Source organism: Telluribacter sp. (genome assembly GCF_035998675.1).
Classification (GTDB): domain Bacteria; phylum Bacteroidota; class Bacteroidia; order Cytophagales; family Spirosomataceae; genus Telluribacter.
The window spans coordinates 641,444-664,580 of sequence record NZ_DASYHI010000020.1 but is presented as its reverse complement, the minus strand read 5'-3'; the positions used below and the strand labels follow the sequence as shown (position 1 = coordinate 664,580).

17 protein-coding genes are annotated in these 23,137 nt (G+C 51.2%); 7 read left to right on the top strand and 10 right to left on the bottom strand.

What is annotated here, in order from left to right:
- Positions 1-41 precede the first annotated feature (41 nt).
- Both VGN67_RS16930 and fbaA read right to left on the bottom strand, forming a co-directional pair.
- Entirely contained in the window at positions 42-1,196 is a 1,155-nt protein-coding gene (locus VGN67_RS16930; protein WP_327488036.1) for an AI-2E family transporter, read from the bottom strand.
- 161 nt (positions 1,197-1,357) lie between these two features.
- The gene (gene fbaA, locus VGN67_RS16925) at positions 1,358-2,437 is read right to left on the bottom strand and encodes a class II fructose-bisphosphate aldolase (protein WP_327488035.1); all 1,080 of its coding nucleotides are present in this window, start codon (positions 2,435-2,437) and stop codon (positions 1,358-1,360) included.
- 260 nt (positions 2,438-2,697) lie between these two features.
- Between fbaA and VGN67_RS16920 the strand changes: the two genes are divergently transcribed.
- On the top strand, positions 2,698-2,952 hold the full coding sequence (locus VGN67_RS16920) for a hypothetical protein (RefSeq protein WP_327488034.1): 255 nt from the start codon (positions 2,698-2,700) through the stop codon (positions 2,950-2,952).
- Complete coding sequence (locus tag VGN67_RS16915; RefSeq protein ID WP_327488421.1) at positions 2,949-4,142, top strand: hemolysin family protein; 1,194 nt, start codon at positions 2,949-2,951, stop codon at positions 4,140-4,142. The genes VGN67_RS16920 and VGN67_RS16915 overlap by 4 nt, the downstream gene beginning before the upstream one ends.
- Positions 4,143-4,234: 92 nt before the next feature.
- Here the strand turns inward: VGN67_RS16915 and VGN67_RS16910 are convergent, their stop codons facing one another.
- The 6 genes from VGN67_RS16910 to tsaD form a co-directional block, all read right to left on the bottom strand.
- Positions 4,235-5,167, bottom strand: coding sequence for a YsnF/AvaK domain-containing protein (locus VGN67_RS16910; RefSeq protein ID WP_327488033.1), 933 nt, complete (start codon positions 5,165-5,167; stop codon positions 4,235-4,237).
- A 52-nt stretch (positions 5,168-5,219) separates the two neighbouring features.
- Positions 5,220-5,690 (bottom strand): YsnF/AvaK domain-containing protein, encoded by a 471-nt coding sequence (locus VGN67_RS16905; protein ID WP_327488032.1) that lies wholly within the window; start codon positions 5,688-5,690, stop codon positions 5,220-5,222.
- A 344-nt stretch (positions 5,691-6,034) separates the two neighbouring features.
- Complete coding sequence (locus VGN67_RS16900; protein WP_327488031.1) at positions 6,035-7,747, bottom strand: GMC family oxidoreductase; 1,713 nt, start codon at positions 7,745-7,747, stop codon at positions 6,035-6,037.
- 141 nt (positions 7,748-7,888) lie between these two features.
- A complete protein-coding gene (locus VGN67_RS16895) occupies positions 7,889-8,740 on the bottom strand; it encodes a hypothetical protein (RefSeq protein WP_327488030.1) in 852 nt (283 codons plus the stop codon).
- Positions 8,737-9,558: an MOSC domain-containing protein gene (locus VGN67_RS16890; RefSeq protein WP_327488029.1), complete on the bottom strand. Its 822-nt coding sequence runs from the start codon at positions 9,556-9,558 to the stop codon at positions 8,737-8,739. Before VGN67_RS16890 ends, VGN67_RS16895 begins: the two co-directional genes overlap by 4 nt.
- 45 nt (positions 9,559-9,603) lie before the next feature.
- A complete protein-coding gene (tsaD, locus tag VGN67_RS16885; RefSeq protein WP_327488028.1) occupies positions 9,604-10,602 on the bottom strand; it encodes a tRNA (adenosine(37)-N6)-threonylcarbamoyltransferase complex transferase subunit TsaD in 999 nt (332 codons plus the stop codon).
- Positions 10,603-10,676: 74 nt separating this feature from the next.
- Between tsaD and VGN67_RS16880 the strand changes: the two genes are divergently transcribed.
- On the top strand, positions 10,677-15,260 hold the full coding sequence (locus VGN67_RS16880) for a translocation/assembly module TamB domain-containing protein (protein ID WP_327488027.1): 4,584 nt from the start codon (positions 10,677-10,679) through the stop codon (positions 15,258-15,260).
- Positions 15,261-15,321: 61 nt separating this feature from the next.
- Here the strand turns inward: VGN67_RS16880 and VGN67_RS16875 are convergent, their stop codons facing one another.
- A complete protein-coding gene (locus VGN67_RS16875) occupies positions 15,322-15,720 on the bottom strand; it encodes a hypothetical protein (protein WP_327488026.1) in 399 nt (132 codons plus the stop codon).
- A 70-nt stretch (positions 15,721-15,790) separates the two neighbouring features.
- Here VGN67_RS16875 and VGN67_RS16870 point away from each other — a divergent pair, with 70 nt between their 5' ends.
- The 4 genes from VGN67_RS16870 to VGN67_RS16855 all read left to right on the top strand — a co-directional run bounded on the left by VGN67_RS16870 (position 15,791) and on the right by VGN67_RS16855 (position 21,834).
- A complete protein-coding gene (locus VGN67_RS16870; RefSeq protein ID WP_327488025.1) occupies positions 15,791-16,258 on the top strand; it encodes a DUF2147 domain-containing protein in 468 nt (155 codons plus the stop codon).
- 122 nt (positions 16,259-16,380) lie between these two features.
- A complete protein-coding gene (locus VGN67_RS16865) occupies positions 16,381-19,176 on the top strand; it encodes a pitrilysin family protein (RefSeq protein WP_327488024.1) in 2,796 nt (931 codons plus the stop codon).
- A gap of 172 nt (positions 19,177-19,348) precedes the next feature.
- Positions 19,349-20,755 (top strand): leucine-rich repeat domain-containing protein, encoded by a 1,407-nt coding sequence (locus VGN67_RS16860; protein ID WP_327488023.1) that lies wholly within the window; start codon positions 19,349-19,351, stop codon positions 20,753-20,755.
- Positions 20,756-20,919: 164 nt separating this feature from the next.
- Positions 20,920-21,834 (top strand): EamA family transporter, encoded by a 915-nt coding sequence (locus VGN67_RS16855; RefSeq protein ID WP_327488022.1) that lies wholly within the window; start codon positions 20,920-20,922, stop codon positions 21,832-21,834.
- Positions 21,835-21,847: 13 nt separating this feature from the next.
- Here the strand turns inward: VGN67_RS16855 and VGN67_RS16850 are convergent, their stop codons facing one another.
- The gene (locus VGN67_RS16850) at positions 21,848-23,032 is read right to left on the bottom strand and encodes an MFS transporter (protein ID WP_327488021.1); all 1,185 of its coding nucleotides are present in this window, start codon (positions 23,030-23,032) and stop codon (positions 21,848-21,850) included.
- Between the last annotated feature and the right edge of the window lie 105 nt (positions 23,033-23,137).

Here is a 23,137-nt window from a genome sequence, read left to right as displayed (position 1 = left end):
TATTGACTGGAATGACAATTTGGCCGGGAAATCATCAGCGGCTACTCCATCGGATCGCCCAGGATGTCTTTGATGAATACTTCCTGAATGAGCGTGATCATCACCACCAGCGCGGGTATGGCTATGACTGTGCCCGGTAACCCAAAAATAGCTCCACCCAGCAGCGCCCCCAGCATCAGCAGGGTAGGAGGGAGAGAAACGGTTTTTTGCTGAACCAGCGGCACCACCAGTAAACTTTCGACTTGCTGTACAATAATATACACCAGCGCTACCCAAATGACTGAGTCGGGGTCGTAGGAAAATGCTACGAGTATGCCGGGCACGGCCCCTACTAAGGGACCGATAAAAGGGACAAAGTCAAAAATGAAAATGATGACCCCTAATACCAGGGCCAGCGGCACCCCAATTATTTCCAGTCCGATCCAGGTCAGCACTCCTACGCTGAGCATGGCGACAAACTGACCAAGGAGCCAGCCTTCCAGTTTTTCTATTACCTTGCCAATAACCTGAAAGGCACGTGGCCGGATTGGAATCGGGAATAAGCTGACAAACCCATTAACATACACCCGGGGGTTGAGGGCAAGGAATAAGCCACCGGCCAGAATTACCAGCAGGTAGGTTATGAAGGCGAATAAACCACCAACTATACCGGTCAGTTGTCCGAAGGTGTTGGAAAGCTGCGGGGTCCCATCGGTGGGTATATAGGAAAGTACGAACCGGCCCACCCCCGATTGATTAAGCGAATTTTCAACCTGTTCAATCGCCGGGGGGATTTTTTCGGTTAGGGTGGTAAATTGTTCCGAGATTTGGGGAGCGGCGTAGGTGATAAAGCCACCTAAAGACCCCAATAGCAGGAGCGTAGCGATGCCTACCCCCCACCGGTCAGGAAGTTGGGGGAGCATACGCTGAATAAAATGGGCGATGGCACGAAGCAATACCGCGAACAAAACCGCCCCGAAACCCAGGAGGAGAATACTGATGCTCGCCCGCATCATCAGCACTACCAAAACCATGATAAGGGTAATACCTACAGCGATGGTAACTTTTTGGGCATACGTGAGATCAGGAGCAGGAGTGGCGGAGGCAGGAGAATCTTTCACAGCAACGGGTAATGCTGCTGGTTGCCGGACTGCCTCATCCGAATCGTTGGTGTCTTTGGGGAGTGACGGAAACAATTTTCGTATATAGCGGAACATAGGTGTAGAGGTTGTAGTAATAATAACCTCCTGCTATTAAAATTGTCTATGCAAAGTACTATAAATCTGATATTTGTTCAATTTGAATAAGTACTGGCAAAAAATAAGAGGCGGCTTTTTAGGGCCGCCTCTTATTCTGAGAATTAAATAGTAGTAGAAAATCAAGCCAGTCGGTTGATGCAGTTGAGGTCTTCAAAAGCGACCTTCAAGCGCTCTACCATGCTCTCTTCGCCCTTACGCAACCATACACGTGGGTCGTAGTACTTCTTGTTGGGAGCATCGTCACCCTCGGGGTTACCCAATTGGGTCTGCAGGTAGGCTTCTTTGGCGTGGTAGTACTTAAGAATGCCTTCCCAGGTTGACCATTGCATATCGGTATCAAGGTTCATCTTGATGGCACCGTACTCAATGGCCTCCCGGATTTCTCCCCGGGTTGAGCCGGAGCCACCGTGGAATACGAAGTTTACGGGCAGGGCCTCGGTATTAAACTTCTGCTGAATGTACTCCTGCGAGTTTTTCAGGATTTTCGGCTCGAGCTTCACATTTCCCGGCTTATATACACCATGTACGTTACCGAAAGCGGCCGCGATGGTGAAATTAGGTGAAATCTTATTCAGCTCTTCGTAGGCATGTGCTACTTCTTCGGGCTGCGTATACAGTTTGGAGCTATCCACGTCGCTGTTGTCCACGCCGTCTTCCTCACCACCCGTTACACCCAGCTCTATTTCAATGGTCATGCCCAATTTGGCCATGCGCTCGAAGTACCTGCACGATATTTCAATGTTTTCTTCCAACGGCTCTTCCGACAGGTCCAGCATGTGTGAACTGTACAGGGGCTTACCATACTGGTCGAAGTGACGCTCTCCGGCTTCCAGCAGGCCGTCTATCCAGGGAAGGAGCTTCTTGGCGCAGTGGTCAGTGTGCAGGATTACGGGCACGCCGTACAATTCGGCCATCTGGTGTACGTGCATAGCACCGGATATACCTCCGGCGATGGCAGACTGCTGATTGGTATTGGGCAAACTCTTACCGGCGTAGAAGCTGGCACCTCCGTTGGAAAACTGAATGATGACGGGGCTATTTACCGCGCGGGCGGTTTCGAGTACAGCATTGACGGAGTTGGTACCGACAACATTGACAGCCGGCAGGGCGTAGTTGTTTTCGTTGGCATGACGGAAGATTTCACTTACTCCCTCGCCCGTCACAACACCGGGCTTAAAGCGGGTCATGGTTTCGCTCATGGTAATTTAAGAGATTATTTCAAGAAATAATTTTGCAAAACTGGCTTGTTGCCAAATTTTAGCTATCCTTTGCAAGTTAGTTATTTTGCAGGAGAATGAAGCATATAGCCCTCTATATTGCTGGGGGCACGCGCCGGTAAGGCGGTCTGATGTTTACTTTTGCCCAATCTCTCTATCTTTGGAGGGAACAAGGACCCGACTCAGGTAGTTTCATACTTCAACAGTACCACCATAGTACCGGTCGGGACAGTACTTTACCTATGAATCCAAAACTCATAAAAACCCTGCTGATAGCCGGAGCCATTGGCTTTTTTATCATGTGGCTCCTCGAAATCCAGCGTACCGACCTGAAGGATAGCTACTGGCTCATACTGCTGTGTATTACCTGTCTGCTTTCTTTTCAGTACTACCGCATCCGGCAGGGTACCACGGGTATACCCACCGGTGAAAAACCCAAAGAACCAGCCTCGTCTGCTCCTAAAAAATCAGTGACACCCAAACGCAAAAAGAAATAATGCTGACACTGCTGGTATTGGCAATCCTGTTATTCACTCTGGCCGGGTACTACGGTTCGGTTCGGGTACTTCTGCTGGAGTCGACCGTCGACTGGCACCGACTGCGCCACGAGGACGAAGGGCATTTTTTTAAAGTTATTTACTGGCGCAGGATGCTTCGTATGGCGCGGCTCCTGGCGGTGGGGCTGGCCTGCTTCTGCCTGGTAGCGGCCGGGTATACCGGCCTGCTGCAGCTTGGGGGCTCTGACGGCCTGGCCCTGCTGGTACTTCTGCTCGGGGCGGTCATGTTGTGGCTGATAGCTTACGCCGTCTGGATGAAGGCGGGACGTACTTATCCGGCACTTATGCGTCTGGAATCCTATGCCATCCGGTTTGCCGAGTGGTTACTGACGCCGGTATACTGGTTTCTTGAGCCTTTGGTTAAAGAAAAACCCGGTGAAAGCCGAGCCGCGGCAGTCCGTGATGAAACCGCCTCGGCCGATGACCCCGACTTTGAAGATCACAGCATGGAAGAACGGATGTTTATCAACGCGCTGGATTTTAAAGACGTTCGCCTTCGCGACTGCATGATTCCGCGTACCGAGATATCTGCCGTGAGTCTGGAGGATACCATTGAAGACCTCCGGCAGGCGTTTATTACCAGCGGGCACTCCAAAATCCTGGTCTACCGCGATTCGGTGGATGAAGTAGTCGGGTACTGCCACTCGCTGGCCCTTTTTCGCAAACCAAAAGAGATCAGCAGCATCATTACCCCCATCCTGATAGTACCCGAAGCCATGCCGGCCAGTGACCTCATGCTACGCTTTCTGGAAGAGCGGAAAAGTCTGGCCCTGGTAGTCGACGAGTTTGGAGGTACCTCCGGACTGGTAAGCGTGGAGGATGTGGTGGAGGAGATATTTGGTGAAATTCAGGATGAATACGATACTACCGAAGACTGGACTGAACGCCAGATTGACGAAAGTACCTTTATTTTCAGCGCCCGCCACGAGATAGATTACCTCAATGAAAAATACGACTGGTCGTTGCCCGAAGGGGATTACGATACGCTGGCTGGTTTGCTCATTCATATTCACGAGGATTTGCCCAAGGTCAATGACGTTATCAGTCAGCCGCCCTTTACGTTCAAGGTAGTGTCCATGCAGGATACCCGCATAGAACTGGTACGGCTTACAATTGAAGCCGAAGACTAAGGTACCTTTTCAAGCAATACCAAAAATAGCGCATACAAAAAGAGCTACGCCGTCATATTCGGCGTAGCTCTTTTTGTGGTCCTGGTTAAGGATTAAAACCTACGGTTTGTATCACCAAAGGTTGATTCTCTATTGTTCAGCGAATCATCATCACGTAGTCGGTCATCGTCACGTAGTCTGGTATCTTCATTATCAAGATTCTCGACATCCACTTCGGTTTTTCTAACGGTATCCCGAATTGTCTCGTCCCGTACTTCTACCTCTTTATTCAGTGAGATTTCTTCAACGACCCGAGCTTCTTTTGACACAACCGGTACTTCGGCTTTTTCAGTCAGTTCTATTTCACCATCCTGAAAGGCGTTAAGTTCAGTTTCAGTTGCTGCCCGGTTAACAGGATTGCGATTTACGGTAACATGCTCCTCACGTAAACGCAGGTGTTCCTCGACCGGACGCTCAACTATCCGGCTCCGCAAACGGGCACCACCGGTCTGGACGGTTCTTTTACCCACCTGCAGGTCTTCCTCAATTACTTTCATGGAAGCCGTGTCGCGGTCGGTATCAGTCCGGTCGGTCAAATCGCGGGTTGAAGTACCTGTGGTAGTACCTCTGGTACCCATAGCAGGATCTATTTCCAGGTTTTTATACCCTTCCTGGGACTGAGTGGCTCCGGCGTAGCCATATTGGCTGGCGCGGTCATCCACATCAACAGCTCCGGCATCATCGAGAATATCAGCAGCCCGTTCGGCTTCTTCGCGTGTATCGGTATGTACCGTTACTACAGAACCGGTGCGATTGGCTACATGGGTATGTTTGGTTGCATTGTCATCATCACCACCAAACAGGGAGCGGAAAAAACTGCCAATGCTATCATCGTCTTCGTGCTTATCGGTATGGTGGGTCCTTTGCCCCTCATTCCGGTAGGATACATCTACCCTGGATCGGTCAAATCCGCGTTCCATCAATTTACTCTCTGCTTTCCTTGCCTCCTCTGAGGTATCAAATATTCCTACGATTGTCTGTCTCATAATGTTTTTGTTTAAATGTTTAGTTGAATTATGTGTTGGCTAAAAATATAAGCTACTCATTGTTATCAGTAGGGTCAGGAATTCGTTGAGGGTCAGTTCTTTCGACGGTGACTTCCTCCTTTCTCAAGGTTACCTGGGTTTGGTAAGGTTGTTCGACCTGCTTTTTAGTAATTCTGATTTCTTCCACCAGAAGCAATCGTTTTTCAACCACGAGTACCTCCTTAAAAACAGGGATTATCATGGTTTCACCTTCGTGCCGGGTAGTGGGGGGCATACCATCCGTGATATATTCATTGACTTCTACCCGCTCTACCTGTACATCCTCATACCTAAAGAAATCATCAACCGTTTCTTCGTGTTCAACTGTTTTTTTAGATATAGTCACCTTTCCGGTTTCTACAATCTTTTTGTCCAGATGAACCTGTTCTTCAAAGACCGGAATTACCTTAAAAGATTTTTGAAAATCCTCTCCAGGTACCCGGTCCGACTGATCCTCGGTTGCTTGAATTCGTTGATCTTTCATGGTAGCAATGAAATAAGCTTTTATACCTCTTTATCAAAAAATATTGTTCCGGCTGAAGAAAACCGCCTGGCAGGGTAATTTGGTCAATCATGTAACTCCTGTTGCGTAAGGCATTCCCCGATGCGTCCAAAGCACTACCGAGGTATAATTTTCCATGGAATGTTTTGGACTGTCCAGGGGGAGTAGGGAAAGGCTTTTTTGCTTGTCAGGATTTAAGTTTTATCCGATCAATTCAATTGGTCTTCTTTTCAGTAGCAACTGATGATCACAAGCAAAAAAGCCTGCTCTTTCCGGAACAGGCCTACTACGGTTAAAAAATTCTTTTGGTGCTACCCTGGTGCTGCTTACAGCTCCTTTGCCTTCATCTGATTTACGGCGTAATCGGCCGCACGGGCCGTCAGGGCCATGTAGGTCAGGGAAGGGTTTTGGGTGGAGGTGGAGGTCATGCAGGAGCCGTCGGTGACGAATACATTCCGGCAGCTATGCAGCTGGTTCCACTGGTTCAGGAGGGAAGTCCTGTGGTCACGGCCCATGCGTACGCCACCCATCTCGTGATTTTCGTTGCCGGGCGTGCGTTTGGTATCAACGGGCCGAATATTGGTGAAGCCTGCCTGCTCGTACATTTCCGTAAACTGGGCGTGAAAGTCTTTCAGCATTTTTTCGTCATTGGCGTCGTACCCAATCGATACCCGTAGCTGCGGTATACCGTATATATCCGTCAGCCGGGTATCCAGTTGTACCGTACTACTTTCTTTGGGAATGGTTTCGCCCATCATACCCGCGTAAATCTGCCAGTTGGCCCAGCGGGCAGAATGCAGGTTTTCCTTCAGTGTAGCACCCAGCCCCTGCTGACTATTTACGGTACCCCTGGTAGCCGAAAACGAAGCCGCGTAGCCCCGCAGGAAGTCGGTTTCCTGGCGGTATACATTACGGAAGCGGGGCAGGTAGCTACTGTTGGGGCGACGACCTTCGGTTGCGGAGTCCAGGTGTCCTTCGTACTCAGCCATTATTCGGCCCCGGTAACTGTGGAACGCCATAAATTTCCCGAGCAGGCCGTTGTCGTTGCCCAAGCCGACGGGAAAACGGCCGGAGGTAGAGTTGAGCAGAATCAGGTTGGTATTCAGCGGGGAGGCATTGACAAAAATAATCCGGGCGTAAAACTCAACCAACTCCTTCGTGTTAGCATCGACCACCCGTACCCCCGTAGCTTTCTCTTTTTTCTCGTCGTAAATAATAGAGTGGACTACCGAGTGGGGGCGCAGGGTCAGATTACCGGTTTTGGCGGCCCAGGGAATGGTAGTGGAGTTGCTGCTGTAATAGCCCCCGTAGGGGCACCCCCGGTCACAGAGAGTACGGTGCTGGCACTGCGCCCGCCCCTGCTGGTAATGAACAGGATTAGGCTGGGTCAGGTGGGCCGCCCGCCCGATTATCAGGTGCCGGTCCGGGTAGTGTTGCAATACTTTTTGCTTAAAATGCTTTTCCACGCAGCTCATTTCGTGCGGAGGCAGAAACTCGCCGTCGGGCAGGGTAGGGAGTCCGTCCTTGTTTCCGGTAATACCCGCGAACTTTTCTACGTGGCTGTACCAGGGTGCCAGGTCGTCGTACCGGATGGGCCAGTCAACGGCGTAACCATCCCGGGCGGGGCCTTCAAAATCAAAGTTACTCCAGCGCTGGGTTTGCCGCCCCCAAATCAGGCTGCGGCCGCCTACCTGGTAGGCTTTGATCCAGTCGTAGGGACGGTCCTGTATATACTCCTGTTCGGCATCTTTGGTAAAGAAATGGGCGCTGTCTTCCCGAAAGGCGTAATTCTTACTGCTAATAGGGTAGTCTTGCTGAAGGGCCAGCGGTACCCGCCCCCGATGTTCCAGTTCCCAGGGCTGCAAAAGGGCGGTGGGGTAATCAGTGATATGCCTGACGTCCCGGCCCCGCTCCAGTACCAGGGTTTTCAGCCCTTTCTCACAAAGCTCCTTGGCCGCCCAGCCTCCACTGATGCCCGAACCTATGACAATGGCGTCGTAGGTACGGGCTTTCGCGCTATCTATATTGAAGTAAGCCATGTCTTATTGAATTTTGAATTGCTTTTAAGTGAAGAGTCTGGCGTACGGTTTCTAACTAGAAAACTCACCGTTGGTCAATGTTCATTGGTCACTGCTCACTGTAAAACTCACTCAACCACAATCCCCTCCTTCACTCATTAATCAAAGAACCAGCCAGGGCATCACAAATACTAACTCTCCCCAAATACGAAATCGTTCATTAGAAATGATTTTTTCAGGATTTTTCCACATCCAAAGGTGTACCAGCGACATGAACAGCAGTATGATGGCCAGTCTTTGAACATAGCGGTAGTCGGTCAGGTAACAAACCGTAACGCAGGTAAGGGCAGTCAGGAAGGTGATACCTTGCAGTACCTGCATGGTAGAAGCCCGTTTCAGCCAACGGGCCAGGTTATACACTTCACGGTACTGAATGGCTTCAAAATGTGAAAAAAGCAGGAGGCTCTGCAGGGTAAGCAGGTAGAAAAGAACGCCAAGTACTATACTTTCCCAGATGACCGGTTGCCCCAGAAACCAGGTACTGGCCCACACGCCCGAGGCATAGATAAGGGCCGTGAGGGGTTCCTTTAGTGCCTGCCTGTGGCTTTTCAGAGGAAGCCGGGAAACTACCCACAGGTACAGGGCTACAAAAGCTACCATCCCTCCCCCAAATTTCCAGAGCTCGGCGGGAATAAACCAGCACAAAGCCCCAGCCAGGGCGAAGACGCCCATGATCAGCTGCCGGATCAATGGCTCGTACTGCCGGTTGAACCGGTGGCGCTGAGTCCTGGGCGGTACTGAGCGGTGATTGTCCAGGAGGTGGTCCAGTGAATAGATGCCCAGTACCACCAGCCCCAGAATAATCGTCACCCACACGTTGATGGGTGTACGCCCGGTGGGCAGGCGGCTGGCCGCCAGGTGTGATACCACCGCCCCGGCTACCACATCCAGACTTAACCAATGCAGATGGATAGGTTGAAAGCGGTAGGTCATAGTATTGGATTCAGTATTCATGAGGGCTGAGCGGAGGTAGAGAGTACCTGGATACTATCGCCTGTCTTAATAGTTCCGGAGTCTGAGGTCAGAAGGTTTTGACCGAACAGTACTTTGTTATTCTGCTTACGGTAGGTGGCCAGCGTTTTTAACGGCTCAGACCCAGGCAGGGCCGTTTCGGGATTGACAGTAATAAGTATACAGCGGGCGCAGGGTTTCACAACCTGAAAGGCAATATCACCAATCAGGAGTTCCCGCCAGTCGTCTTCCGCGTAGGGACCGGCTCCCTGTACCACCAGGTTGGGTCGAAACCGCTGCATGGTAACTGGCTCGGGAAGGCGTTGATTGAGGTCGTCGAGGGATGACTGGCCAATCAGCAGAAAAGGGTACCCATCAGCAAAGCTTACATTTTCTTGGTTTCTGGCGTAGCGGGGATCCACCCGACGCTCGGTGGAGTCGGGCATGAACACCAGCCGAACGGGTCGCTCCAGTTTTTTACTGAGCCATTGGTCGGCGCGGTCGCAAACGGTCAGGGCCGGTACCTGGTTATCATCCCAGATACTTACGTATACCAGCTCATTGGTAATCGGCTGCATAGGTACTTCCAGTACCTCGGCGGGTTGGGTTCGATCCACCACCAGGAGTTGGTCCTTTTCCAGAGCTACGTCCAGCAGGGCCATGCGGTGCAGGCTGCGCTGGGTAACAAAGCGGCCGTTTTCGTCCACAATCATCCAGCGACGATCGTGCCGCAGGCCCCGCCCCAGTACCTGGGCTTCATCAAGTCGAATGCCCCCTAGGGATTTGATTGGGTAAATCCAGATTTCGGAAAGTGTGTACAAGGAGTTTATAAGTTTATAGTCTATGAGTTAACCCGTAGGAGGTGTTTAGAACTCCATCCGGGCCAGAGGGCTTACCTTCTGGTCCGTAAAGTCATTTTGCTGGTACTTAAAGTGGGCCGCCATGGCAATCATGGCGGCGTTGTCGGTACAGTATTCAAAGCGGGGAACGTACACATTCCAGCCCATTTCCTCGCCCATTTCCTGCAGGTGCCGCCGCAACCCGGAGTTGGCCGATACCCCACCCGCAATGGCGATCTCCCGGATACCCGTTTGTTTGGAAGCCTTTCTTAATTTTTTCAGGAGAATCCTAACCAGCGTATACTGAATACTGGCGCAGATGTCTGCTAGGTTTTCGGCCACAAAATGCGGATTTTCTTTGGTTTTCTTTTGCAGAAAGTACAAAAACGAAGTCTTGATTCCACTAAAAGAATAGTCCAGACTGGGCATTTCGACGGGTGGAAACTCAAAGGCCAGCGGGTTGCCCTGTTGAGCGTATTTGTCAATTAAAGGACCTCCGGGGTAGGGCAGGTCCAGCAGCTTGGCAGTTTTGTCAAAGGCTTCTCCCACGGCATCATCGAGCGTTTGGCCTATGATTTCCATGTCGAGGTAGTCCCGTACTTTTACAATCTGGGTATGTCCTCCACTGACGGTCAGGCACAGAAAAGGAAAACGCGGTTTGGGGTCTTCAATAAAATGGGCCAGAACGTGCGCCTGCATGTGGTTTACATCAATCAGGGGGATTTTCAGCCCCAGCGCCATGGCCTTGGCAAAGGAAGTACCTACCAACAGAGCCCCCAAAAGTCCGGGGCCTCGGGTAAATGCTATGGCCTGGAGGTCTTTTTTCGCTACTTTTGCATCATTGAGGGCTTTTTCAACCACCGGAAGTACGTGCTGTTGGTGGGCACGGGAAGCCAACTCGGGCACTACGCCCCCGTACTGCTGGTGGATGAGCTGGGTCGCAACAACATTAGAACAGATTTTGCCGTTAGATATGACAGCTGCCGAGGTTTCGTCGCAGGACGACTCTATGGCTAAGATATTCATGTAAATAGGTAAAATTTGCACAAATTTACATAAATTACTCCAAGTCGGGATAGACCGCTATTCCGAATCAATAGATGACGAACATTCTGAGATCGGTAGTGAACGGACTGGTGGTCGTAATTATCTTCGCGTTACTGGCGCTGGAGACGATTTCGATTGCTTTACAATTTCCTGCGGTCCAGAGTTGGGTGGTAAATAAAGCGGCCGGCAAGCTTACCGAGCTCCTGGATTTTCCGGTTTCTATCCGCGAGCTCCATATTAAGTGGTTTGATGTTGTTTCGCTCGGTGGGGTGTCGGTGAGGGATGCTCAGGACCGCCACATGATTCGGGTGGAGCGGATTGATGTGAACCTCAGCCTCAGCAGTATCATTGAAAACATGAAACGGGATATTCACCTGGACGAGGTTACGCTCTTTCAGCCGGATGTCCACCTGATCAAAAACCCCAAAAACGGCGACCTCAATATTGATGAGTTTATCGCCCGCATCAACGAGCTTACCGCCCCTGCCGATACTTCCAACTACATTCCCAACCAGAATATTCCCTTTACCATCGGGAAGGCCCATCTGGTAGACGGTAACTTCCGCTACGACGACCCCCGGGAAACCCGGATAAAAACCCCGACGGTATTTGACTACAATCATTTTGAGTTGGGACAACTCCACGCCAGCATGGACGATTTTCTACTGCTGGGCGATACCATTCGTTTTCAGGCCAATGACCTGACTACCATTGACAAGCAGACCAACCTAAAAGTACACGACCTGGATACCCGCTTTCTGTACTGTGTAAAGCGTATGGAACTGGCTAACCTGAGCGCTTACGTGGGACGTTCTTTCGTGAGTGACTATATCAGCTTCAACTACGATAGTCCGGCCGATCTGGGGTACTTCAACAGTCGGGTGCGCATGGTAGGCCATCTGGACAACAGCCGCGTTCATTCCGGTGACCTGGGCCTGTTTGCGGAGTACCTGCTTACGCTCGACGAAACCTGGAAAATCTCCGGGCGATTCAACGGAATCGTCAATAATTTCCGGGTAACCAATACGGACCTTCGGTTTGGTAAAAAGAGCCGTTTGGTTGGGGACTTTGCTTTCAAAGGGCTGCCAGAAACGGAAGGTATGGTGATGAACTTCCGGATGGATCGCTCGCAGGTACATACCCCCGACCTGGTACAGTACTACCCCGAAACAGACCTTCACCAGACCTTCCAGAAATTCGGACTAGTACAGATGGCGGGTACTTTCAAAGGTACCTTTGAAGACTTTGCCCTGAATGGCCAGCTGAATACCGAGATAGGTACCCTTAAACCAGATCTAATTTTTCATATTGATGATACCCATAATACCACCTACCGCGGCGAGCTAACTACCACGGCTCTGGACCTGGGTATCCTGCTGGACCAGCCGGAGCGGTGGCAAAAGCTGGATATGGCCGGTACCATAACCGGCCGGGGGTTTGACCTGGCTTCCTCGTCGGCCAACCTTAACGCGACCATTAGCCGCCTGGGATTCGAAAACTACGATTACCGGTCTATCCGGGTGCGGGGTAACCTCCAGAAAGCCTATTTTAACGGTCAGGTAAGTACCCGCGACACCAACCTGGTAGTGAACCTGGACGGAGAGTTTGATTTGTCGGGAGCCCTGAATGCCTTTGACCTGCAGGGCATCATTGAAAAAGCCAATCTTCACGCTTTGGGGTATACCCAGAACCCTTTCACCCTGCGTACCCAGCTGGATGTGCAGGTGGTAGGTAATACCATTGATGAACTTACCGGCCGGGCCCGCCTGCTCAACTCGTACCTGCTGACCCCCAGCAATGAGCGAAACCTGGTGATCGATACCCTTATGGTGACCTCGGTGCAGGAAGGGGAGCAGCGGACTATGGAACTGGAAAGTGAATTCATGACCGCCCGGGTTAAAGGTGATTTTGTCCTGACTCCGGCCGTAGAGGACCTGAGCCGGGTACTTACCGAATACAAGCTTTATTTTTTTCGGGACGAAAAGGACAGGAATACTTACTATGATCAGAAGGTAAACCATGTAGTTAATAAGCGGTACGAAATAAATTACGAAGTACAAACGCGGGACTTGTCGCAGGTACTGGCATTTCTGTACCCCGACGGCTATGTCTCTGCCGGTGCCCGCGCCGAAGGTCTTTTCCGGATGGATAATACCGCACTGCTGACGCTGAATGCCACTGCTGATACCGTTCGGGTGGCGGGTAATCAGTTTGTGAAGTCCGAGGTGGATATTACCACCTCCAAATTTGTCAATAGCGCCGAGGTACTTGCTTCCGGACTGGTTACTTCCTCGCAACAGAAAATCAGTAAAATAGCACCCACCGAGCGTCTGGAAATAGAAGCTACCTGGGACCACGACCATATCAATTTTACGAGTGGACTGCGGCAGGCAAGCAGCCGCAACCGGGCTAACCTCAACGGTGAAGTCCGGTTCCTGACCAACGGCTTTGACATACGCCTCCAGAACTCCCGCCTCAATCTGCTGGAAGAGGTATGGCAGGTGGCTCCTAACAACCTGATTTCGATTGCCGGGTCGAGTGTCCGGTTCAGTAATCTGGCGCTGGCCAGTGGCAAACAGCGCCTGGCGCTCAATGGTACTTATGCGCAGAATGCGGATCAGAACCTCCTGCTGGAAGCCCGGAACTTTAAATTAGGTACCCTGAATCCGGTATTTGATACTAAGCTGGGTGGGGTAATGGACGGTATGGTCCGGCTGCGCAATGTTCAGGATTTTAGTGAGCTTAAGGCTGATTTTAGCGTGGAGGGACTGACCTACGATGCCTACGAACTGGGGAATGTAGAAGGAGTGGGTGACTGGGATCAGTTGACAAATCAATTTTTTGTTGATGCAGTTTTGGAAAAAAATGCCCGCAAGACTTTCTCCCTGGTAGGTTCCTACAATCCGAACCGCAAGGAGAATGCGCTGAACCTGAAAGCCAACTTTCAGGATACAGACCTGAAAGTGATAGAGCCCTTCTCGGAAGGATTGGTATCGGATGTAAGCGGAAAGGCCAACGGTATCGTGCAGGTAACGGGTAGCCTGGACCATCCCATTCTGCAGGGTGAGGTAACCGTGGATAAAGGTCGTTTGAAATTTGATTACCTACAGTCGGTACTTAATTTCAGTGATAAGATTTATTTCAGCGAAAGTGAAATCGCTACCCGCAATATGGTGGTGACCGACCCCGACGGGAACACGGCCACGCTACGGGGCGGCGTATACCACGAAGGGTTCAAGTACTTTTCCTTAGGATTTAATGCCGACCTACGAAATTTCAAAATACTGAATACCAACGCCAACGACAACGATCTGTTTTACGGAGCCGCTTATGTTACCGGTAAGGCGGCCCTTTTCGGCCCGCTGGATAACCTCACTATTGAAGCAACTGTAACCAGCAACCGGGGCACACGTATCTACATTCCTCTCGACGGTGCTACCGAAGTAGCTACCCAGGACTATATTCAGTTTGTGAGCCAGCTACCCAAAGAGGACTCCACCAACACGGGTGGTCAGCAGGGGCAGGTAGATATGGGGGGTATCAAAATGGATTTTAACTTCAATATTACGCCCGATGCCTACTGTGAAATACAGCTGGACCGCCAGGCGGGTGATATTATAAAAGCCTACGGTAGCGGCCTTTTGAACATGAAGATTGATACCAAAGGCGACTTTGCCATGTCGGGTACTTACGAAATTGCCCGCGGGGACTATACCTTTACTTTTCAGAATGCCCTGAATAAAAAGTTTGAAATAAAACCCGGCAGCCGTATAACCTGGTCGGGCGATCCCTACGAGGCTATTCTGGATGTGGAGGCGGGCTATACGCAGCTGGCTTCGCTGGCGGGGGTACTTCCGGGCATTGTATCCAATGCGAATAATGCCTCCAACCCCTTGTCGCGCCGCTATCCGGTGGAGGTCACCATTTCGCTTTCGGACCGGCTCATGTCGCCCCAGATTGCCTATGATTTACGGGTAGTGGAGTATCCGGCCTCCGGCGAGTACCGTTCAGCGGTGGCTGCTTTTGAAAACCGCCTCCGCAGCGACGAGCAGGAGCTAAGCCGCCAGGTGAGTAGCCTAATTCTGTTCAATCAGTTGCTGACCCCGCAGGACGCCCTGCTGGCGCAGTCGAACCAAAGCCAGACCTTTATCGGAAACAGTATCAGTGAGCTGGTGACAAACCAGGTAAGTAAGTGGGCCTCGGCCCTGAACGAAAATCTGGAGGTGGGGCTGACGGGCCTCTCGCTGGATCAGAATGCCCTGAATAACCTGCAGTTGCGGTTTTCGTATCGCTTTCTCAACGATCGTTTCCGCGTTACGCGAGATGGCCGGTTTGCCTACGGAACTAACCAGAACAACGCCGCCAGCCTGCTGGGTGAGTGGACCCTGGAATACTGGCTCACGCAAACCGGTAGTGTCCGGCTGAAAGCCTACAACCGCAACATTCAGAATCCCCTTCTGCTGAGCAACACCCTGACTACCGGTGGGGTGAGTATGCAGTTTACCCACAGCTTCAACCGATTCGCAATGCCCAAGCCAGTCATTACTATGCCTGCTCAGCCGGATTCGTCCGACTCGGAAGAGTCATCTGGCAAGTTAACCTCAAGTTCGCTTCCGCCCGATACCACCCGACGATAGGTCAGTTGTTCAGGAGACCGGTACCAGCGAATGCTTTACCTCCCAATGCGCTACTTAGGCTTTATTCGCCCCGGTACTCAATGGCCATCCCCCGCAGCAGGTAGCCTTCGGTGGTGGCGGTAGTATAGTACTTGTACTGCACATTCATCAGGGCGTCAGCGCCCAGCTTCTGGGCTTTCAGGATCAGCTGGGCGGTCAGCAGCTCTTTGGTCTGGGCGTTATTGCCCCGAAACAGCATCCTTTCGCTGTTTTTCTTTTGCTGCTCATTCAGGACTTCTTCCTTACTGAGTTCTACCCATTCCAGCTCCGAATAAGGCCGGTCCGGCGATTGGTTCTCAAAAAATACATCAATCGGGTAAACCGGTCCGCCCGAGATCGGGATAGCCGGACGGAAACATCCGCTCAGGAGTACCATACAACTTCCGAATAGAACTTTCCCCAAAATCTTTTGAGCCGTCATAAATCTATTTTTTCTTTTTTCGTTACTATATTTAAAAAACCGATTTAACCGTCATTCAATTCCTTTCCTTATGAAAAAATCCCGATTCCGCTCCTCTCTGGCCCTTTTTACCGTATTGTTCTGTGCGTTGACCATGCTTTCCTCCTTCCGGCCAGCCGTTGAGGCGGACGATATACTAGGTACCTGGCTAACGGGTTCCAAAAAAGGGCACGTACAAATTTACCAGCAAGGTAATAAGTACTATGGAAAAATTGTGTGGCTCAAAGAACCGAACGACCCGGCTACCGGTGCGCCAAAATTAGATAAAAATAATCCGGAATCCGGCAAGCAAAAGCAACCCCTTATCGGATTGGTCAATTTACGGGATTTTACCTACGCGGGTAATAATGTGTGGGAAGACGGTAAAATCTACGATCCCGAAAATGGCAAAGAGTACAGTTGCAAGATGACCCTGAAGAACAACAATACGTTGGAAGTCCGTGGGTATATAGGCTTTTCATTTATTGGCCGAACCGACGTCTGGACCCGGGTAAAATAGCGGTTTGGCTTCTTAATAAAGCATTTATTTCATTCCTGCGCCGTTTGTCACTATTTTAGTTGGCAAACGGCGCTTTTTAGTTATCATTACAACTTTTAGGACAAGCATAAATCACTTCAAGTATGGTCAACCTTACAACCAAAAAACTGACAGGTCTGCTGCTGGTGGGGGTACTGGCTGTGGCACCGGTATGGGCCCAGGAGCTACCCAAAGGAATGAAAAAAATTACTTCGGTGGAAGGTATCACGGAGTACCAGATGGACAACGGCCTCAAGGTACTGTTGTTCCCCGATCCGTCAAAGCCGACTGTAACCGTTAATATTACCTACCTGGTAGGCTCACGCCACGAGGGCTACGGCGAAACCGGTATGGCGCACCTGCTGGAGCACATGGTTTTTAAAGGTACGCCCAAGCACCCCAACATTCCGCAGGAACTAACGGAGCACGGAGCCCGTCCCAACGGTACTACCTGGTACGACCGCACCAACTACTACGAGACCTTCTCGGCTTCGGACGAAAACCTGAAATGGGCCCTGGATCTGGAAGCCGACCGGATGCTCAATTCCTACATTGCCAAAAAAGACCTGGAAAGCGAATTCAGCGTAGTACGCAATGAATTTGAATCGGGCGAAAACAGTCCGTTCCGGGTCCTGATGGAGCGGGTGCTTTCTACTTCCTACCTGTGGCATAACTACGGGAAATCCACCATTGGTAACCGCTCCGATATTGAAAATGTACCCATCGAAAACCTGCAGGCTTTTTACAGAAAGTACTACCAGCCCGACAATGCCGTGCTGATGGTAGCCGGTAAAATAGACGAAGCCAAAACCCTGGCCCTGGTCAACGAGTACTTTGGCAAACTTAAAAAGCCGGAGCGGGTACTGCCTACTACCTATACTTCGGAGCCAACCCAGGACGGTGAGCGCCTGGTAGAACTAAAGCGGGTAGGTGACGTGCAAATGGTGGCCTGCGCCTATCACATCATGCCCGGCTCCCACGCCGACTACCCCGCTATGGATGTACTGGTGGAGGTACTTTCGGCCGAGCCCAACGGAAAGCTGTACAAAAACCTGGTGGATACCAAAAAGGCTTCTTCGCAGTACGCGTTTAGTTTTGCTTTGAATGACCCGGGTTTTGCCTACTTTGGAGCCGAAGTCCTGAAAGAAAAATCCCTGGATGAAGCCCGCTCTGCTCTTATTGCCACGCTGGACTCCGCCTCGCGCACAAAGGCTTCGGCGGAAGACGTAGAGCGCGCCAAAGCGGCCATCCTGAAAAACTGGGACCTGCAATTCCGGAATGCCGAAAGGGTTGGCCTTGGGATCAGTGAGTACATTGCCACCGGCGACTGGCGGCTGGCGTTCCTGTTCCGTGACAATATTCGTAAAGTAACCCCCGATGATGTATACCGCGTGGCGCAACATTACCTCAAGCCGTCTAACCGCACGGTAGGTACCTTTGTGCCCACTCCGGCTCCCGAGCGCGCCGAAATTCCGGCGGCTCCCAACGTAGCTGAACTGGTAAAAGATTACAAAGGCGAAGCCGTTATGGCGCAGGGTGAGGCGTTTGACCCTTCTCCCACCAATATTGACAGCCGTACCACCCTGGTCGAAAAACCCAACAGCATAGAGATAGCTCTGCTGCCCAAGCAAACCCGGGGTAATGTGGTAGCGGCCCGGATGACCTTCCGGATGGGGGATGAAAAAAGCCTGATGAACAAGGCTACCATCGCCAGCCTGACGGCCAGTATGCTGGATAAAGGTACCAAAAACAAAACGCGTCAGCAGATAAAGGATGAACTGGATCGGCTGAAAGCCCGCGTCAGTTTCTTTGGAAGTGGTAATACCGCCGGGGTCAACGTGGAAACCACCCGGGAAAACCTGCCGGCGGTTATGAAGCTGGTGGCCGAAGTCCTGAAGCAACCCGTTTTTGATGCCAACGAATTTGAGAAACTAAAGCAGGAGCAACTGGCCCAGATTGAAGCGCAACGCAGTGAGCCGCAGGCCATCGCCATTAACGAATACCGCCGGGTGGTAAGCCCTTATCCCAAGGGGGATATCCGGTACATAACTACCTTTGATGAGGATGTGGCCGATGTAAAAGCGGCTACCCTGGACCAGGTAAAAGAGTTCTACAAAGACTTTTACGGTGCCAATAACGCCAGTGTGGCTATCGTAGGAGATTTTGACAAGGACGAAATGCAGAAACTCCTGACGGAGGAGTTTGGCAACTGGAAAAGCGCCAAACCGTTTAAGCGTGTCGCCTCGCCCTACCAGGCCGTAAAGGCGCAGAACCGGGCCTTTGAAACTCCCGACAAAGCCAACGCCATGTTTGTGGCGGGTATGGCCATGCCCCTGCAGGACACCGACCCCGACTACCCGGCCCTGATTATGGCCAACTACATGCTGGGCGGCGGTTTCCTGAACTCGCGCCTGGCCACCCGAATTCGCCAGAAGGAAGGACTTAGCTACGGAGTGGGGTCGCAGTTTAGTGCCAGTTCGCTGGATAAGAACGGGACTTTCCTGGCTTACGCTATCTATGCCCCCCAAAACGTAGATAAACTCGAGCAGGCCTTTAAAGAGGAATTGGAAAAAGCGCTGAAAGAAGGTTTTACCGCCGAGGAAATAAAAGCAGCCAAGTCGGGTTACCTGCAGTCGCGGCAGGTGAGCCGGGCGCAGGATGCTTCCCTGGCGTCGGCGCTGGTGAATAACCTCTACCTTGACCGTACCATGAAGTGGGACGAGGAGTTTGAGAAGAAAGTGGAGTCGCTGACTCCGGACCAAATCCGGGCGGCGATGAACAAGCACATCGACTATTCCAAAATTACGGTTATCAAGGCCGGCGACTTTGAAAAAGCACGTAAAGAAGTACCTGCCGGCAGTGGCACCCCGGCCACCATGGGAGGAAGTCCGAAGAAATAAACGAGTTTGGTAAGCAGGTAGTTGAGGGCGCTAAGGGTATACCTAAGCGCCCTCTTTTTTTAAAGAAAACAGCTGGGAAAATAAAATTTTTCTTTCCGTTAAAATGTTCCTAATTTCATACAATAAGCAGCTCCAAAAGCGGTTATATGTAAGTAAACTATACGTTGCCGGTATGAAAACTCTGCTTGTACTAGCTCTGACCCTGACAATGGGTACTTCGTTCGCCCAAAGCCGCGTTTTGACGCGGGAAGAAGCGGTTCGCAACGGCATTGATGAGCAGGTACTGGGCAACCAGTATATGGGCTACCGGATCAATGAAAGAGGTATGGGGGCCATTAATGCCTTCCAGGAGGAAATAGTAAAGCTTTTTAAAGGTACGCCCAACCCGGGCTTTTACCTGATGGGTACTTTGTACGCCGATGAAAAGGGCAAGATTGATTACCTGATTTATCAGATCATTGCAGATCACCCCGCTCTTGACTCGTTACGGCAGGCCGTGAAGACTAAACTCACTGAGGGACTGGTCGGTTGGAAATTCGAAAATACCAAAGGGCAGGCGTACCGCTTTGGGTTCAGCATTGCCATTGGCACCCGGCCAAATGATCTGCTCAAAACAGTACCTAACTGGTCTACCCGCAAGGTACGTACCGGCGACAGCACCCTGGCCACCGTTGACGATGCCCTGACGTTTTCGGATACCTTGAAAGTAAAAAAGCTGTTTCTGAACCAGCTGAATTTAACCGAGCTACCTGCGGTTATTTATCGCTTTCCTAACCTGGAAGAACTGGACCTGCACGCTAACCAGCTCACCACTATTTATATCGATGCCCAACGGCTGCCCCGGCTCCAGAAGGTAGACCTGCGCGAAAATAAGCTTACAAACGAGAGTCTGACCATTAGCCGGAACAATTCGATTCAGATACTTAATATTCAGCGTAATCTTTTTACGGACATACCCGATGCCGTGCGCTCCTGCCGCCGCCTTACCAGCCTTTGGATTGGAGGTAACCAACTCACGGAACTTTCCAACGGCAGCTTTCGGCAATTGCGGTACTTACGCGATATCAATCTTTACCAAAGCGGACTGACCCGGTTACCCAAAGGCGTCAGGAAACTGCGCCGCCTCGAGGTTATAGATTTGTACTATAACCAGTTGGTACAACTTCCGCCCTCCGTTACGAAACTGCGTCGGCTGAATTACCTGGCGGTATCGCATAACCAACTGACCGAACTACCCAAACGCCTGGATCGGCTCCGGCGGCTGCAGGTCATGTATGCCCACCACAACCGGCTAAGTACCCTGCCCGATGGGGTGGCTAGAATGCCTCAGCTGCGTCTTCTGGACCTGGGGTACAACTGGTACACCACGTTTCCGGGGGAGATAGGAAAACTTACCACCTTAAAGGAACTCGACATTTCAGGAAATAACCTGCATGAGTTTCCCGAATCGCTGCTGGCATTAAAGCAATTAGAGAAGCTTTACCTGCGGGGAAATCCATTTCTTAAGGGCAGCCTTGACAAAAAGTACAGCATGCTGATTGACCAGTTGAAAACCAATGCAACGGAAGTCTATTATTAATTGGAATAGTACTAAATGTTTGGGTGGCGGAGGCAGAAAAGTTATGGTTAGTATCAGTAAAATTCAATAATATTTTTTTTGTGAAATATCTCTGCTACTCAGGAACTACCCGCTGCAAGGGACTCGTTTAGGGTCATATACGTATTGGTAAAGTACCTGAGTGTATGGCATTTTCTCCATCTCCAAGTTTCAACTCTTCCCGCACAAAACTGGTGCTGAACCTGCTGTCGGTGTACACGCTGTGGGGTTCTACTTATTTGTTTATCCACTTCATGACCGAGCGCATGCCGCCCCTCTATATGGCGGGCTGCCGCCTGCTGACGGCCGGGCTCATACTGTACCCCTACGCCCGCCTGACCGGTCACGCGCGCCCTACCAGAAAGGAATGGCTGTCGGCCGGGATGATCGGGATATTGCTACTGAGTGTTGCCAACGGAGGACTCACCATTGCTTTACAGTATATTCCTACCGGAATAGCCGCTCTGCTGGGCGGTATGCTGCCTCTGTTCATCATGGTACTTAACTGGATGACATTCAGTAAGGTTAAACCTACCAAAATGGCGGCTGCGGGTTTGCTGATTGGGTTGGTGGGTATATTTTTGCTGGTACGGCCCGGCGGATTCAAAGCTACTTCAGCCGAAAGCTGGGTGGGAATCAGTATCATTATGATTACAAATCTGGCCTGGGCTACGGGTACTTTGCTTTCGGGACGGGTATCGCTGCCTTCCCAGATAGTTTCCAGCGCGGTGCAGATGCTGGTCGGGGGAGGGTTGTTACTACTGGTTAGCCTGGTAGTGGAACCGGTTACGCTGGTGAGTATCAGCTATGCACCTACCAAGGCCATTGGCGCGCTTATTTACCTGGTTATTTTTGGTTCAATCATTGGATTTTCTTCCTTTGCCTGGCTGGCCCGCAACGCGCCCCCTCAGCTTTTGTCTACCTACGCTTACGTGAATCCGGTGGTGGCCATGCTGCTCGGCTGGGCCTTCGCTGGTGAAAGCCTGACGGGCCAGTCCCTGATTGCCGGCTTAATTATCCTGTCGGGGGTGGTACTCATTACCCTGGGCCGAAAGCGGTAAATTTTTTAAGTACTTAGGTCCGGACCCAGCGGCTCATGATAGCCCCCATCAGCAGCAGGAGCGCCACTAAACCAAATCCATAACGGAGACCGTAGGCTTCGGCAACAAAGCCAATCAGGGGCGGACCGGCCATAAATCCCATAAAGCTGAAGGTAGCAAACGTAGCCAATCCCGCCGCCGGTGGAGTATTGGGCTGGCGCATCGAAATGGCGTAAAGCATAGGGGCACCCAGCGAGCAGCCAATTCCCAGAATCAGAAAACCTACCAAAGTAGTGAGCGGAAAGGGTAGTGCGATGGAAATAAAAATTCCCGCGGCACCAATTATCCCTCCCCAAATTAGCAGCTTCTTTTCGCCGTAGCGCGGTATAATTGTATCGCCCAGGAAGCGTCCCAGGGTCATGGTGAGGGCAAAACAGCCAAAGCCCAGGGCCGAAACCGAGGGAGTAGCGTGGGCAATTTCGCGCAGGTATATGGCACTCCAGTCGAACGATACCCCTTCCCCCATCGAGACGGTCAGGCCAATGAATATCAGGATAAGCAGGGTAGGAGTGGGGCGGGCAAACGAGGTACCACTTATGTTTTTTTCTTCCGGTATTTCGCGCAGGAAGGGTTGAAGCAGCAGGGTTACCGTACACAGAAACAGGGCAATCAGCATCATGTGAAACGAGGCACTTACATCAGCCCAGATGAGCAAACCCGCCAGGGCACTGCCCAGCATTCCTCCCAGGCTCCACATACCGTGGCAGGCAGCCATAATACGAACCCCCTTACTTTTTTCCAGGTTAGAAGCACAGGTATTCATAGCGACGTTAAGTACCGCCGCAAACCCACCCATCATGGCCATGCCGGCTCCCATCACATACACATTAGAAGCGTTTATAGGGATAGGTACACTCAGAAAAAAGCCAAAAGCGCTCCACAAACAAACCCGGGCTGAACCAAACCGACGGATTAATTTACCCGAAAAAGGATTTGCAAGTACGGAGCCAATGGGCATAATAAACAACGAAAGTCCCAGCTGGGCGTCGTTAAGCCCTAAATTGTACTTTAGATAGGGAATACGCGCTACCCAGCTGCCAAACATCAAACTATCAGTAGCGAATACTAATCCGACAGCCCGCGTGTGTGGATCGGTAAAAAAAAGCCGGAGGGAACGCAAAAAGGCGTAACGGTCGGTGGTATAGGATATTTCAGACACAAGTTGACTACGAAATTTTTCAGATGACAAAAGTACAAACGGACTGGTGAAAGGCCTCCAACTTCCTTATATTTTACCCCCTGCTTTAAACGAAGTGATTTATAG

Bases quoted from the DNA above. Each gene is read 5' to 3' on its own strand.
- VGN67_RS16930 (WP_327488036.1), bottom strand. From the start codon at position 1,196: ATGTTCCGCTATATACGAAAATTGTTTCCGTCACTCCCCAAAGACACC.
- fbaA (WP_327488035.1), bottom strand. From the start codon at position 2,437: ATGAGCGAAACCATGACCCGCTTTAAGCCCGGTGTTGTGACGGGCGAG.
- VGN67_RS16920 (WP_327488034.1), top strand. From the start codon at position 2,698: ATGAATCCAAAACTCATAAAAACCCTGCTGATAGCCGGAGCCATTGGC.
- VGN67_RS16910 (WP_327488033.1), bottom strand. From the start codon at position 5,167: ATGAGACAGACAATCGTAGGAATATTTGATACCTCAGAGGAGGCAAGG.
- VGN67_RS16905 (WP_327488032.1), bottom strand. From the start codon at position 5,690: ATGAAAGATCAACGAATTCAAGCAACCGAGGATCAGTCGGACCGGGTA.
- VGN67_RS16900 (WP_327488031.1), bottom strand. From the start codon at position 7,747: ATGGCTTACTTCAATATAGATAGCGCGAAAGCCCGTACCTACGACGCC.
- VGN67_RS16895 (WP_327488030.1), bottom strand. From the start codon at position 8,740: ATGAATACTGAATCCAATACTATGACCTACCGCTTTCAACCTATCCAT.
- tsaD (WP_327488028.1), bottom strand. From the start codon at position 10,602: ATGAATATCTTAGCCATAGAGTCGTCCTGCGACGAAACCTCGGCAGCT.
- VGN67_RS16880 (WP_327488027.1), top strand. From the start codon at position 10,677: ATGACGAACATTCTGAGATCGGTAGTGAACGGACTGGTGGTCGTAATT.
- VGN67_RS16875 (WP_327488026.1), bottom strand. From the start codon at position 15,720: ATGACGGCTCAAAAGATTTTGGGGAAAGTTCTATTCGGAAGTTGTATG.
- VGN67_RS16870 (WP_327488025.1), top strand. From the start codon at position 15,791: ATGAAAAAATCCCGATTCCGCTCCTCTCTGGCCCTTTTTACCGTATTG.
- VGN67_RS16865 (WP_327488024.1), top strand. From the start codon at position 16,381: ATGGTCAACCTTACAACCAAAAAACTGACAGGTCTGCTGCTGGTGGGG.
- VGN67_RS16860 (WP_327488023.1), top strand. From the start codon at position 19,349: ATGAAAACTCTGCTTGTACTAGCTCTGACCCTGACAATGGGTACTTCG.
- VGN67_RS16855 (WP_327488022.1), top strand. From the start codon at position 20,920: ATGGCATTTTCTCCATCTCCAAGTTTCAACTCTTCCCGCACAAAACTG.